The sequence below is a fragment of the Pseudomonas vlassakiae genome, assembly GCF_014269035.2.
Taxonomy (GTDB): domain Bacteria; phylum Pseudomonadota; class Gammaproteobacteria; order Pseudomonadales; family Pseudomonadaceae; genus Aquipseudomonas; species Aquipseudomonas vlassakiae.
Genome location: NZ_JABWRP020000002.1, coordinates 354,765 through 368,144 on the forward strand (window position 1 = coordinate 354,765; position 13,380 = coordinate 368,144).

Below are 13,380 nucleotides of genomic sequence, written 5' to 3' on the forward strand. Positions count from 1 at the left end.
GCGGGGGCAACCAAGATGACGCACCCGCTCGTCCAGGCGCTATCCACTCACCTTGAACACATGCTTCATGTAGGCCACGAAGTTCGCATCCCGGCACTGGGTCTTGCCCGGGCTGTCGGAGATCTTCGCCACTGGTGCGCCATTGCAGTCGGTCATCTTGATCACGATGTTCATCGGTTCTACCCCGGGGATATCGCAGGTCAGCCGGGTACCAATGCCGAAGCTCACGTTGATCCGCGTGTGCAACGCCCGGTACAGGCCCAGCGCCTTGGCGAAATCCAGGCCGTCGGAAAAGATCAGCGTCTTGCCTTTCGGGTCGATCCCCAGCCGCTCATAGTGGGCGATGGCTTTCTCCGCCCACACCAGCGGGTCCCCAGAGTCGTGGCGCAGGCCGTCGAACAGCTTGGCGAAGTACAGGTCGAAATCGTCCAGGAAGGCGTCCATGGTGATGCAGTCGGTCAAGGCGATGCCGAGCAAGCCCCGGTACTCGCGCACCCAGGCTTCCAGTGCGGCGGCCTGGCTGTCGACCAGCCGTGGGCCGAGCTGCTGGTGGGCCATGAACCATTCGTGGGCCATGGTGCCGAGCGGCTTGAGTTCGAGCTCGCGAGCCAGGTGCACGTTGCTGGTGCCGACGAAGCGGCCGGGGAAGTCGTGCTTGAGCAGGTATACCACCTCTTCCTGCACCCGGTAGGAAAAGCGCCGCCGCGTCCCGAAGTCGGCGAGCTGGAAGCCGGCCAGCTCATCGGCACTGGCCTCGGCCTTGAGCCAGTCCATTTTCTGGTACAGGCGCTCGCCCACCTGTTCGATCGTGACATCGCGATAGCGGTAGCGATTGCGTACTTCGCTGATGATCGCCAGCAAGGGGATTTCGTAGAGGATCACGTGCAGCCATGGCCCGCGCACACGGATCGCCAATTGCCCGGCTGCATCCAGGCCGACCTGCACATAGCGCAGGTTGAAGCGGAACAGGCTGAGGAAGCGGATGAAGTCCGGCTTGAGGAACGGGATCTTTTCCAGATAGGCCAGTTGGTCGTGGGTGACGGTGACTTCGCTCAGCAACTCTATCTGGTAACGGATTTCTGCCAGGTATGGGGAGAGGTCTTCGTTGTTGCGGCAGCGAAACTCCCATTCCACCTCGGCGTTGGGGTAATTGTGCAGCACCGCCTGCATCATGGTGATCTTGTAGAAGTCGGTGTCCAGCAGGTTCTGGATGATCCGTGGGCCGAAAACGCTTTCGCTCATGGGCGGTCTTCCTTGATCAGTGAGAGCTGGTAGTCGAGCGCGGCTTCATCGCCGCAGAGGATAACGCCCTCTGCGGCCAGTGCACCGCAGGCAGTGATGGCGCCTTCCTGGGTCAAGGCGCGACAGGCCGGCAGGTACAGCAGCACCTGGAAGCCAGCCTGGCGCAATTGCCGGGCAGTGGTCTTGACGCAGTAGTCCAGGGCCAGGCCGCCGACGATCACCGCGCCGACCTGCTGCACCTTGAGGTATTCGATGACCCCGGTGGAGCGGCGCTCGGCGAGGTCGTGGTAGCAGGCGCCGTAAGGGTGCAGGTCGGGTTCGACGCCTTTCCAGACAAAGTAGTCGTAATCGATCGGGGCGGGCAGGCCAGGCAGCAGCTCGAAGCCGGGGGTGCCGGGAACGCAGTGGCTGACCCAGGTCAGGTCGGCATTGGCCAGGGCAAGCGGTTGCAGCATCTGGCCGGGTTCGGCCACCACCCAGGCGGCGTTGGCCGGGTGGGCGTCCTTGCTGCCCAGGCGCAGGTCGGCGCGCAACGCCATGGCGTTGAGGTCCGGGGCGATCTCGTTGCCTTCCGGTACCGGCAGCTCCTGAGGGGCGTTGGCGGTGAAGCCGTTCTGCGCGTCGACATCGAAACTGGCGATCTTCATGGCGGGTCTCCTCGCTGGAATGGCTATATAATTCACCTGGTGTAATAAGTGTGTCAAGTGACAATTCATTCGGGCTTTAGGGTTGCCATACTTAGAATCTCTGGTGGATTATTGCGCGGATGAAAGAGGAGCCCCCGGTGAGTACAGTCGAAGTCCTGGCCAGTGTCGATATCGTCGCCCTGCGCCTGGCCCCAGAGGCCCAGCATCTGCAAGTGTTGTTGCACCGACGTGAGCGCGAGCCCCATGTCGGCCAGTGGGCGTTGCCTGGCGTGATCGTCAATGGTCGCATCCCGGACACCAGCCTGGAGGGCGCTGCCGAACGCGCCTTGCGGGAGAAAGCCCAGGTGCTGCCGCGCCACCTGGAACAGGTGGGTACCGAAGGCAATGCTTTCCGCGACCCGCGGGGCTGGTCGTTGAGTACCTACTACCTGGCCTTGCTCGACACGCATCAGCAGGTCGAGGGTGACCAGTTGGCGTTTTTCGACCTGGACAGCGTGATTGACCGCAAGGTGTTGCTGCCGTTCGACCACAACCTGCTGGTCGAGCGCGCGCGCGAGCGGTTGGCTTCCAAGACGGTGTACAGCAGTTTGCCGCTGTATCTGCTGGCGCAGAAGTTCACCGTGCTCGATGCGCTGGGGGCGGTGCAGGCATGCCTCGGGCAGGCGGTGAACAACACCTCGCTGCGCAAGCGCCTGGAGCGCCTGCGTGAGCTGGGTTGGGTGCGCGATACCGGGGAGAAGAACCAGCCCAGGCTGGGCCGGCCGCAGCAGTTGTATCAGTACACGCCGCAGGGCGATGGGGTGTTCATGTTCGATCGCAGCCTGTTGCCGGAAGGCGCCTGAGCGGCGCAGGATGCGCTGTTCTCATTCTTCGCCGTAATTCATGATCGACAGCAGGCGGATCGGCACCTGCACCAGTTGCTCCGGGCCATGCGGGGTTTCGCCATCGAAGGTCAGGCTGTCGCCGGCTTGCATGCGGTAGAGCTGGTTGCCGTGGCGGTAGACCAGTTCCCCTTCCAGCAAATGCAGGAACTCGGTACCGGGGTGGGCGAAGGTGGGGAATTCCTCGCTGGCGTCGTCCATGGTCACCATGTACGCCTCGAAGTGCTTCTTCGGCCCCCTGGCGTGATTGAGCAAATGGTAGGTATGGCCCTTCTCGGTGCCGCGGCGCACCACCTCCAGCCCTTCACCGGCCTTGACCAGCAAGGCATTGCCATCGGGCTGGTCATATTGGCTGAACAGCTTGGCCATCGGCATGCCCAGCACATCGCACAGGCGGCTCAGGGTATCGAGGCTGGTGGACACCTGGGCGTTCTCGATCTTGCTCAGCATGCCCTGGCTGATGCCGGCGATGCGCGCCACATCGGCGAGCTTGAGTGACTGGGCCTGGCGCTGGCGCTTGATCTGCAGGCCCAGGTACTGCTCGAGGCGAAGGCGGGGTTCGGTTTCGGTTGACATCGACTGTCCTGCACGTTTTCAGTTCAAGAATAAATATTTCGCACTGAGAAAGTGCGAAGGGTAGCCGCTTTGGCGGCATCTTTCCTCGGATGAAAACAAGTTTCCCATAAGTAGCGCATAAAAACCTGCAAGGTTTTGTGCTGTCTGGTCCGGCCTCATCGCGGCTGAAGCTACACAAGGTTCTCACTCTGAACAGAGCTGGCAAGCACATTGCATTCCTGTAGAGAAATTAAGTTTCTCATGCGGAATTAGTGCCCCTCACCCAGGAGTGATCAACCCATGTTGCCAGCAGAAACCCAGCGCACCCTCGACCAGTACGGCATCAAGTATGTGTTGGCGCAGTTCGTCGATATCCACGGTGCGGCGAAGACCAAGTCGGTGCCGGTATCGGGCCTCAAGATGGTGGCTGAAGAGGGTGCCGGCTTTGCCGGGTTCGCCATCTGCGGCATGGGCATGGAGCCCCATGGCCCGGATTTCATGGCCCGTGGCGACTTGTCCACGCTGATTCCGGTGCCATGGCAGCCGGGCTATGGGCGGGTGGTGTGCGTGGGCCACGTCAACGGCCAGCCCTGGCCCTACGACAGCCGCCACGTATTACAGCAGCAGGTACAGCGCCTGGCCGACAAGGGCTGGACCCTGAACACCGGCCTTGAACCCGAGTTCAGCCTGTTCCGCCGTGACGAAGGCGGCAAGCTGCAACTGGTGGACGCCTCCGACAACCTCGACAAGCCTTGCTACGACTACAAGGGCCTGTCGCGTTCGCGGCTGTTCCTCGAACGCCTGACCGAGGCCCTGCAGCCGGTCGGCTTCGACATCTACCAGATCGACCACGAAGACGCCAACGGCCAGTTCGAGATCAACTACACCTACAGCGACGCCCTGGAGTCGGCCGACCGCTTCACCTTCTTCCGCATGGCCGCCGGCGAGATCGCCAATGACCTGGGCATGATCTGCTCGTTCATGCCCAAGCCAGACCCCAAGCGCGCCGGCAATGGCATGCACTTCCACCTGTCGCTGGCCAGCAGCAGCAACAACAACCTGTTCCACGACCCGTCTGACAGCAGCGGCATGGGCCTGTCGAAACTGGCCTACCACTTCGCCGCCGGCCTGCTGGCCCACGGCCCGGCGCTGTGCGCCTTCGCCGCACCCACGGTCAACTCGTACAAGCGTCTTGTCGTCGGCCGTTCGCTGTCCGGTGCCACCTGGGCCCCGGCCTTCGTTGCCTACGGCGCCAACAACCGTTCGGCGATGGTGCGCATCCCCTATGGCCGCCTGGAGTTCCGCCTGCCAGACGCCGGTTGCAACCCCTACCTGGTCACCGCGGCGATCATCGCCGCCGGCCTAGACGGCATCGATCGCCAGCTGGAACCGGGCGAGATGTGCAACGAGAACCTCTACACCCTGAGCCTGGAAGAGATCGCTGCACGTGGCATCAAGACGTTGCCGCAGTCGCTCAAGGAGGCCGCCGATGCGCTGGAGGCCGACCCGCTGTTTCGCGAGGTGCTCGGCGCCGAGATCGTCGACGAGTTCATCCGGCTCAAGCGCATGGAGTGGGTGGAGTACAGCCGCCACGTCTCCGACTGGGAAATCCAGCGTTACACCGAGTTCTTCTGACCGCCAACCCTGTCCCTGGGTAGCGGCAACAGCAGCGGCTACCCACTGCCTAGAAGGAGTATCACCATGTGTGGAATCGTAGGTCTGTACCTGAAACGACCGGAGCTGGAAGCCCAGCTCGGCAAGCTCTTCGAGCCCATGCTCGAAGCCATGACCGACCGTGGCCCCGACAGCGCCGGCTTCGCCATCTACGGTGACGAAGTGGCCGATGGCTGGGTCAAGCTGACCCTGCAGGCGACGGACATCCACTACCCGTGGGCGGCCCTGATGGGCCAGCTGGAAGGGCGCCTGGGGTGCTCGCTGGACTGGCTGCAGAACGCCAGCGCGGCAGTGCTCAAGGTACACACCAGCGAAACCGCCGCCCGCCAGGCCCTGGGCGAATTGGCCCCTGACGTGCGCATCATGAGCGCCGGGCAGAGCATCGAGATCCTCAAGGGCATGGGCCTGCCAGCGGACATCTCCAGCCGCTTCGGCCTGGCCGGCATGCAGGGCAGCCACATCATCGGCCATACCCGCATGGCCACCGAAAGCGCCGTGACCCTGGAGGGCAGCCACCCGTTCTCCACCGGCGCCGACCTGTGCCTGGTGCACAACGGCTCGCTGTCCAACCACTTCCGCCTGCGCCAGGCACTCAAGCGCGAAGGCATCAGCTTCGAGACCGACAACGACAGCGAGGTGGCGGCCGGCTACCTGACCTGGCGCCTGCAACAGGGCGACACCCTGGCCCAGGCCCTGGATGGCGCGCTGGCAGACCTGGATGGCTTCTTCACCTTCGCCATCGGCACCCGCAATGGCTTTGCCGTGATCCGCGACCCGATCGCCTGCAAGCCGGCCGTGCTGGCCGAAACCGACGACTACGTGGCCATGGCCTCCGAGTACCAGGCCCTGGCCAGCCTGCCGGGCATCGACAAGGCCAAGGTCTGGGAGCCCGCGCCCGCCACCCTCTACGTCTGGGAGCGCGAGAGCGCCTGACCCTCGAACTACTGGAGACATTCATGAAGACGATCGACCTTTCCAGCGCCTCGGTGCGCGTACTCAACCAGTCCCTGCATGGCCAGGTGCAGGACCGCGAATGGCGGGTGACCCACCCCGACGGCAAGCACAACCTGGCGGTGGGCATCAACGCGGCCGTGTCGGTGGATATCGAAGGCCATGCCGGCTACTACTGCGCAGGCATGAACCAGCAGGCCAGCGTCACCGTGCACGGCAACGTTGGCGTCGGCGTGGCCGAGAACATGATGTCCGGCTCGGTGCGGGTCAAGGGCAGCGCCTCCCAGGCCGCCGGCGCCACCGCCCATGGTGGGTTGCTGGTGATCGAGGGCGATGCCGGCGCGCGTTGCGGCATTTCCATGAAAGGCGTGGACATCGTGGTCGGCGGCAGCATCGGCCACATGAGCTGCTTCATGGGCCAGGCCGGGCGTTTGGTCGTCTGTGGCGATGCCGGCGATGCCCTGGGCGATTCGCTCTATGAGGTGCGCATCTACGTCAAGGGCTCGGTGCAATCGCTGGGCTCGGATTGCATCGAGAAAGAGATGCGCGCCGAGCACCTGAAGGAGCTGCAGGAACTGCTGAACAAGGCGGGCCTTGCGTACAAGGCCGCCGATTTCAAACGCTACGGCTCGGCCCGCCAGCTGTACAACTTCAAAGTCGACAACGCCAGCGCGTACTGATCCAGGAGCATTCCCATGAGCGAGCAATTCCCCCCGGTACTGCGTGAGTCGGCCACTTTCGATCGCCTGACCATCCAGGAAATCCAGCGTGCCGCCGAAACCGGCATCTACGACATTCGCGGCGGTGGCACCAAGCGCCGCGTGCCGCACTTCGACGACCTGCTGCTGCTCGGCGCCAGCGTGTCGCGCTACCCGCTGGAAGGCTATCGCGAAAAATGCGGCACCGACGTGGTGCTGGGCAACCGCTTCGCCAAGAAGCCGATCCACCTGAAGATCCCGGTGACCATCGCCGGCATGAGCTTCGGCGCGCTGTCGGCCAACGCCAAGGAGGCCTTGGGCCGTGGCGCGACCCTCGCCGGTACCAGCACCACCACCGGCGACGGCGGCATGACCCCGGAAGAGCGTGGTCAGTCGCAGCACCTGGTCTATCAGTACCTGCCTTCACGCTATGGCATGAACCCCGATGACTTGCGCAAGGCCGATGCCATCGAGATCGTCCTCGGCCAGGGCGCCAAACCGGGCGGTGGCGGCATGCTGCTGGGCATGAAGGTGACCGAGCGCGTGGCCGGCATGCGCACCTTGCCGATCGGCGTCGACCAGCGCAGCGCCTGCCGCCACCCGGACTGGACCGGTCCGGACGACCTGGCGATCAAGATTGCCGAGATCCGTGAAATCACCGACTGGGAAAAACCGATCTACGTCAAGATCGGCGCCAGCCGCCCGTACTACGACGTCAAGCTGGCGGTGAAGGCCGGCGCCGACGTGATTGTGCTCGACGGCATGCAGGGCGGCACTGCGGCGACCCAGGAAGTGTTCATCGAGCATGTCGGCATCCCGATCCTGCCGGCCATTCCACAGGCGGTGCAGGCGCTGCAGGAGATGGGCATGCACCGCAAGGTGCAGCTGATCGTCTCCGGTGGCATCCGCAACGGTGCCGACGTGGCCAAGGCGATGGCGTTGGGTGCCGATGCCGTGGCCATCGGTACGGCGGCGCTGATCGCCTTGGGCGACAACCACCCGCGGCTGGACGCTGAGCTGAAGAAGATCGGCTCGGCCGCCGGGTTTTATGATGACTGGCAGAACGGCCGCGACCCGGCCGGCATCACCACCCAGGAGCCGGACCTGGCCAAGCGCCTCGACCCGGAGGAGGCCGGCCGGCGCCTGGCCAACTACCTGAGGGTGCTGGTGCTGGAAGCGCAGACCATGGCTCGCGCCTGCGGCAAGTCGCACCTGCACAACCTCGACCCCGAAGACCTGGTGGCGCTCACCGTCGAAGCCGCCGCCATGGCCCGGGTGCCGCTGGCCGGCACCGCCTGGGTGCCGGGCCAGGCCCCGTACTGATCCCCCCGACACCGCCGGCCTGCGCGCAGGCGGTGTTCAACCTCGGTTTCACCCTGGTGGGCGTGGACTGTGCCGGGATCGTCAGCTGGTTGCTGACCGGTGTGTTTGCCGCGTCGGCGTTTGAAGAGGAAGAGCAGGGGCTGGACCTGGCTGAGCACGGTGAGCGGGCTTATAACCTGTGTTTCGCCTGTCCCTGTAGGAGCGGATTTATCCGCGAGAGGCCAGCACAGGTTCAATCAGTGCCCCATGGCGAGCTTGGCACTGGCCTGCCGACGACGGTAGGCACTGTCACGACTGGCCAGCCACCCGTACAGCGGCGAGGTCACTGCCAGGCCCACCAGCCACGACAGGTCAGCCCCGTTGATGTGCTCGGAGATCGGCCCGACGTACAGCGGCGTGTTCATGAACGGAATCTGCACCACGATACCCACCACATAGGCAATCAGCGCCTGGGGGTTGTAACGGCCGTAGATGCCGCCATCGACTTTGAAGATCGACTGGATGTCGTACTCGCCCTTGTGGATCGCATAGAAGTCGATCAGGTTGATCGCCGTCCACGGCACCAGCACCACCAACAGCACCAGCACCATGTCGACGAAGTGGCCAATGAAGTCGGCCGAGGCGAACACCGCGACCACGCAGCAGGCGGCCAGCACGATCAGCGACAGCACCGCACGGCTCTTGGCGGTGGGGATCCAGCGGTAGGCGAAGGTCTGCACCAGGGTGATGATCGACAGCACCGCGCCATACAGGTTGAGGGCGTTGTGGCTGATCACGCTGAGCAGGAACAGCACCAGCATCACCGGGCCCAGGGTGCCGGTGGCGAGCTTGACTGCATCCATGGTGTCCACACCTGCCGGGATCGCCAGCACCGCCACGGCGCCGAAGATGAACGACAGGCTCGAACCCAGCGCCGAACCCAGGTAGGTGGTCCAGAAGGTCGAGCTGACTTTCACGTTTGCCGGCAGGTAGCGCGAGTAGTCCGACACGTAAGGGGCGAAGGCGATCTGCCACAGCGCTGCCAGCGACACGGTCGCCAGCCAGCCGGCCAGGTTGAAGCCGCCACGGGTGAGGAAGTCGTCACTTTGCACATGGCTGAAAATGTAGCCGAAGCCGACCACGATGCCGATGCCCAGCACCCAGGTGCCGATGCGGTTGAGCACGTGGATGAAGCGGTAGCCGATGATGCCGATGATGCCCGACCCCAACGCACCGATGACGATACCCACCGGCACCGGTACGGCCTCGACCACCCCATGCAGCGACTTGCCAGCCAAAACGATGTTGGAGGCGAAGAAGCCGATGTACATCACCCCGGCGATCACCACCACCAGCAAGGCGCCGAGGGTGCCGAACTGAGCGCGGCTCTGGATCATCTGCGGGATACCCATCTGCGGGCCCTGGGCCGAGTGCAGCGCCATCAGCACGCCGCCGACCAGGTGGCCGACCAGGATGGCGACGATGCCCCAGACCAGGTTCAGGTGAAACAGCTGCACGCCCAGCGCGCCGGTGACGATGGGCAGCGGTGCAATGTTGCCGCCGAACCACAGTGTGAACAGATCCCTTACCTTTCCATGGCGGTCTTGCGGCGGTACATAGCCGATCGTGTGTTTTTCAATGAGGGGTGCCGAATTGGCTGCACTGGTCATGACTGACTCCAAGGCAAGGTGGGGCATCGGGTGCTGCCCGGATGCGTGCCGGCGAAGGGCGACGCGTTCTTGTTGGAGCGATGATGCGGGGCGCGGGGATAACGAGAAATTAGTAAATATGTGCCCATAAACCTTAAAAAACCTAAGGCTGACAAAAGGTTAAGCGCAGGACGCTAGCAAGCAGAGTGCCAGTTGGCTGGAGGACTTGGGCTAGAGGGGGTTGCTGCTTGCAGGGGATAGGGCGCGTGAACTGCACGGGTGCGTTGTGCGCGTTAACGGTGCAGCTTGAGGCGCTACATCGGCAGCAGCCGATCCTGAATGACCTCTTTCATCACCAAGGTCGAACTCAGGCGCTTCACATTGGGAATGCTGGTCAACTGCTCGTCATACAGCTTCTGGAAAGCCGGCAAGTCCTTGGCCACCACATGCAGCAGGTAGTCCGGGTCGCCGAACAGCCGCTGGGCCTCGACGATCTGCGGAATCTCCGCCAGCGCCGCCTCGAAATCCGCCACCGGCTGGCGGGTGACCTCGCGCAGGGTGACGAACACCAGCGCGGCAAAGTTCAGCCCCAACGCGCTGGGCGCCAGGCGCGCGTGGTAGCCGAGGATGGCGCCAGACTCCTCCAGCGCCTTCAATCGCCGATGGCAAGGGGACAGGCTGAGGCCGACACGGTCGGCCAGCTCAGTCACCGAGAGGCGACCGTCTTTTTGCAGTTCAGCAAGGATCTTTCGGTCTGTTCTGTCCACTTGGAAGAATCTTCCAGAAAAAATGACTAGAGGGCAAATATACGAAAGAAAATCCCCTGGCGGAATCCGTAGGCTTTCTTCACCCGCAAACTGTGTAAAAGGAAGACTCAAGTGGCAATCAGCTTGCTGACCGCGTTCTGGGCCGTGTCGTTGTTGTTCGTGATTACCCCCGGTGCCGACTGGGCCTATGCCATCTCCGCCGGGATGCGCGGGCGCTGGGTAATGCCTGCGGTGGCGGGCATGTTGTCAGGGCATTTGCTCGCCACCCTGGTGGTGGCGGCAGGGGTGGGCAGCCTGCTGGCTGGCCACCCGCTGGCGATGACCCTGCTGACCCTGGCTGGCTGCGCCTACCTGTTGTGGTTGGGCGGCAACCTGCTGCTGAGCCCGGCTGCGCCAGAAGCCGCGCAGGCCAGCGTGGGCGAGTCGGGATCGCGCTGGGCATTCAAGGGCTTTTGCGTCAGCGGGCTCAACCCGAAGGTGTTTCTGTTGTTCCTGGCCTTGTTGCCGCAGTTCACCGACCCGCACTCCAGCTGGCCGGTGCCATTGCAGATCCTGCTGCTGGGGCTGGTGCACCTGTGCAGTTCGCTGGTCATCTATTCGCTGGTGGGTTACGGCGCCAAGGCGGTGTTGAGCAGCCGACCCGGCGCAGCCAGGTGGGTGGGGCGCGTGTCCGGCATCGCGATGGTGGCGGTGGCGCTGGGGTTGATTGCCGGCCAGCTGCGCTGAACGCCGCACCGCTGATCGCCCGGTAAAATTCAGCGGAACGAACGGCTGGTTGCAGGTCTCCTATCCACAGATGGATGGCAATGTGCCCGGGACCTCCCAGACATGAGATCGCTTCAGCAACACAACACGGACACCCTGAAACCGCCGACGAATTTCTTGCTCAACGGCGGCAGCATTGGCAACTTGCTGCAGACAATGGACTGGAGTAGCTCGCCGCTGGGCCCGCCACATACCTGGTCGCCGCACCTGCAGGCGGTGATGGCCATGCTGCTACCGGCACAAGCACAGTTCGTACTGTTCTGGGGCGAGGCCTATGTGGCCCTGTACAACGATGCCTACGCCCCGACGATCGGCACCAAGCACCCTGATGCGCTCGGGCGGCCAGCGCACGAGTACTGGAGCGAACTGTGGGACGACCTCGAGCCGCTGTTGCGCGGCGTGCGTGAAACCGGTCAGACCTTCTGGGCCAAGGATCGCCCCTTCTATATAGAACGCCGGGGCCTTGGCGAAACCGTCTATTTCGACGTGTCCTATTCGGCTGTGCGCGAAGCCGATGGCAGCGTCGGCGGCGTATTGTGCCTGGTCGCCGACACCACCGAGCGGGTGCGCTTCCAGCAGCGCCAGGCATTCTTGCTGGAATTGGGCCGGACCTTGCCAGGGCTGGGCGAGGCCGAGCGCATCGAGGCCTATGCGGTCAAGCGCCTGGCACAGGAGCTGGGTGCTGCACGGGTGTGCTTCGGTGAGGATCAGGGCGACGGCCGTGGTTTCCGGGTGGCCCACGACTGGGCCGACGGCTTGCCCTCCATGGTCGGTCAGCATGACTACGCCACCTTTGGCGCGACGCTGCGAGAGCAGTTGGCGGCGGGCCAGGCGGTGCAGCAGGTCTACCAGGCACACCGCGACGGCTTGTGCGCCACGCTGCATGTCCCCGTGCTGCGCGCCGGGCGCCTGGAGGCGATGCTGGGCGTGCACTTCCATACCCCGCGCCAGTGTTTTGAAGACGATTGTCAGTTGGTCGAGGAAGCGGCCAAGCAGACCTGGGCCGCCATCACCCACGCGCGTGCCGAGCGGGCGCTGCACCTGCTCAACGAAAGCCTGGAGGACCGCGTCGCGGCGGTGCTGGCCGAGCGCGAGGCGGCCATGTTGCAGTTGCACGAGGCTCACAAGCTGGAAATGATCGGGCAGTTGACCGGTGGCATCGCCCACGACCTCAACAACATGCTCACGCCGATCATCGCCTCGTTCGAACTGCTGCGCCGGCACCCGCAATCCGAACGTGCCCCGCGCCTGATCGAAGGCGGCCTGCAGGCGGCCGAGCGGGCGCGCAACCTGGTGGGGCGCCTGCTCAGTTTCGCCCGGCGCCAGACGCTCAAGCCGCGGCCGGTGTCGCTGGCGGACCTGGTGGTGGACATGCGCGAGCTGATGGCCCGTTCGCTAGGGCCGACCATCGCCGTTCAGGTGCAGATAGACCCGGCACTGCCCTCGGTGGTGGCTGACCCCCACCAATTGGAACTGGCTTTGCTCAACCTGGTGGTCAATGCCCGGGACGCCATGCCCGACGGCGGAGCGCTGCAGATCAGGGCCGGCCTGGATGCCGACGGCCCGCCCCGGCCATCGGGCCTGGCTGCGTCGCGCCTGCTCTGGTTGCAGGTACGTGACAACGGCTGCGGCATGGATGAAGAGCAGTTGCGCCGCTGCATCGAGCCGTTCTACTCGACCAAGGGCGTGGGTAAGGGCACCGGCCTGGGGCTGCCGATGGTTCAGGGCCTGGCGTTGCAGTCGGGTGGGGGCTTCGCCATCGATTCGCAGGTGGGGCAGGGCACGACGGCCACGTTGTGGTTGCCGCTCAGCGATGTGGCGGCGCCTTGCAAGGACAGCGAAATGCCCGAGGCGCCGCAGGCTGACCGGCCCTACCGTGTACTGCTGGTGGATGATGAGGAAATCGTGCGCCATGCCACCGCCGCGCAGTTGCGCGACCTGGGTTATGACGTGACCGAGGCTGGCAATGCGGCGGCGGCACTGCATCTGCTGGAGCGGGGCTGGCTACCGGACGTGCTGGTCACCGACCATGTCATGGCCGACATGACCGGTGTGCGTTTTGCCCAACAGATGCGCGAGCGGCGGGTGGATCTACCGGTGCTGATCATCACCGGTTATGCCAACCTCACGCCGCGTGAACTCAAGGGTTTCGAAGTGCTGCGCAAGCCTTACCGGCAGGCGGAACTGGCGCAGAGTGTCGCGCGTTTGCTGGCCAACCCGCGTTAACGGGCGGTGCCGGCGCTGAGGCC

At 64.3% G+C, this 13,380-nt stretch carries 12 protein-coding genes; 7 read left to right on the forward strand and 5 right to left on the reverse strand.

Translation table 11 applies throughout. The features are described 5' to 3' along the window. Positions 1-39: 39 nt before the first annotated feature. Positions 40-1,242: a nicotinate phosphoribosyltransferase gene (pncB, locus tag HU738_RS03825; RefSeq protein WP_186601038.1), complete on the reverse strand. Its 1,203-nt coding sequence runs from the start codon at positions 1,240-1,242 to the stop codon at positions 40-42. After that, positions 1,239-1,889, reverse strand: a complete 651-nt coding sequence (locus tag HU738_RS03830) for a nicotinamidase (RefSeq protein WP_176509011.1) — start codon at positions 1,887-1,889, stop codon at positions 1,239-1,241. The genes pncB and HU738_RS03830 overlap by 4 nt, the downstream gene beginning before the upstream one ends. A gap of 137 nt (positions 1,890-2,026) precedes the next feature. Here HU738_RS03830 and HU738_RS03835 point away from each other — a divergent pair, with 137 nt between their 5' ends. Further along, the gene (locus tag HU738_RS03835) at positions 2,027-2,731 is read left to right on the forward strand and encodes an NUDIX hydrolase (RefSeq protein WP_186601039.1); all 705 of its coding nucleotides are present in this window, start codon (positions 2,027-2,029) and stop codon (positions 2,729-2,731) included. A 21-nt stretch (positions 2,732-2,752) separates the two neighbouring features. On the opposite strand, the gene HU738_RS03840 is transcribed toward HU738_RS03835, so the two are convergent. Continuing rightward, positions 2,753-3,346 carry a helix-turn-helix domain-containing protein gene (locus HU738_RS03840; RefSeq protein WP_186601040.1) on the reverse strand — a complete coding sequence of 198 codons (594 nt, stop codon included), beginning with the start codon at positions 3,344-3,346 and terminating at the stop codon, positions 2,753-2,755. Between the two features lie 279 nt (positions 3,347-3,625). Here HU738_RS03840 and glnT point away from each other — a divergent pair, with 279 nt between their 5' ends. The 4 genes from glnT to HU738_RS03860 all read left to right on the forward strand — a co-directional run bounded on the left by glnT (position 3,626) and on the right by HU738_RS03860 (position 7,971). Continuing rightward, the gene (gene glnT, locus HU738_RS03845; RefSeq protein ID WP_176509008.1) at positions 3,626-4,960 is read left to right on the forward strand and encodes a type III glutamate--ammonia ligase; all 1,335 of its coding nucleotides are present in this window, start codon (positions 3,626-3,628) and stop codon (positions 4,958-4,960) included. 66 nt (positions 4,961-5,026) lie between these two features. Beyond that, a complete protein-coding gene (locus tag HU738_RS03850; RefSeq protein ID WP_186601041.1) occupies positions 5,027-5,932 on the forward strand; it encodes a class II glutamine amidotransferase in 906 nt (301 codons plus the stop codon). Between the two features lie 23 nt (positions 5,933-5,955). Further along, positions 5,956-6,630, forward strand: a complete 675-nt coding sequence (locus HU738_RS03855; RefSeq protein ID WP_186601042.1) for a GltB/FmdC/FwdC-like GXGXG domain-containing protein — start codon at positions 5,956-5,958, stop codon at positions 6,628-6,630. A 15-nt stretch (positions 6,631-6,645) separates the two neighbouring features. After that, complete coding sequence (locus tag HU738_RS03860; RefSeq protein WP_186601043.1) at positions 6,646-7,971, forward strand: FMN-binding glutamate synthase family protein; 1,326 nt, start codon at positions 6,646-6,648, stop codon at positions 7,969-7,971. A 236-nt stretch (positions 7,972-8,207) separates the two neighbouring features. On the opposite strand, the gene HU738_RS03865 is transcribed toward HU738_RS03860, so the two are convergent. Next, positions 8,208-9,620, reverse strand: a complete 1,413-nt coding sequence (locus HU738_RS03865; protein WP_186601044.1) for a purine-cytosine permease family protein — start codon at positions 9,618-9,620, stop codon at positions 8,208-8,210. Between the two features lie 293 nt (positions 9,621-9,913). After that, positions 9,914-10,366: an Lrp/AsnC family transcriptional regulator gene (locus HU738_RS03870; RefSeq protein WP_015270735.1), complete on the reverse strand. Its 453-nt coding sequence runs from the start codon at positions 10,364-10,366 to the stop codon at positions 9,914-9,916. Between the two features lie 111 nt (positions 10,367-10,477). Here HU738_RS03870 and HU738_RS03875 point away from each other — a divergent pair, with 111 nt between their 5' ends. Beyond that, the gene (locus tag HU738_RS03875) at positions 10,478-11,092 is read left to right on the forward strand and encodes a LysE family translocator (protein WP_186601045.1); all 615 of its coding nucleotides are present in this window, start codon (positions 10,478-10,480) and stop codon (positions 11,090-11,092) included. Between the two features lie 102 nt (positions 11,093-11,194). Next, positions 11,195-13,357, forward strand: a complete 2,163-nt coding sequence (locus HU738_RS03880) for a hybrid sensor histidine kinase/response regulator (protein ID WP_186601046.1) — start codon at positions 11,195-11,197, stop codon at positions 13,355-13,357. The last annotated feature ends 23 nt before the right edge of the window (positions 13,358-13,380 follow it).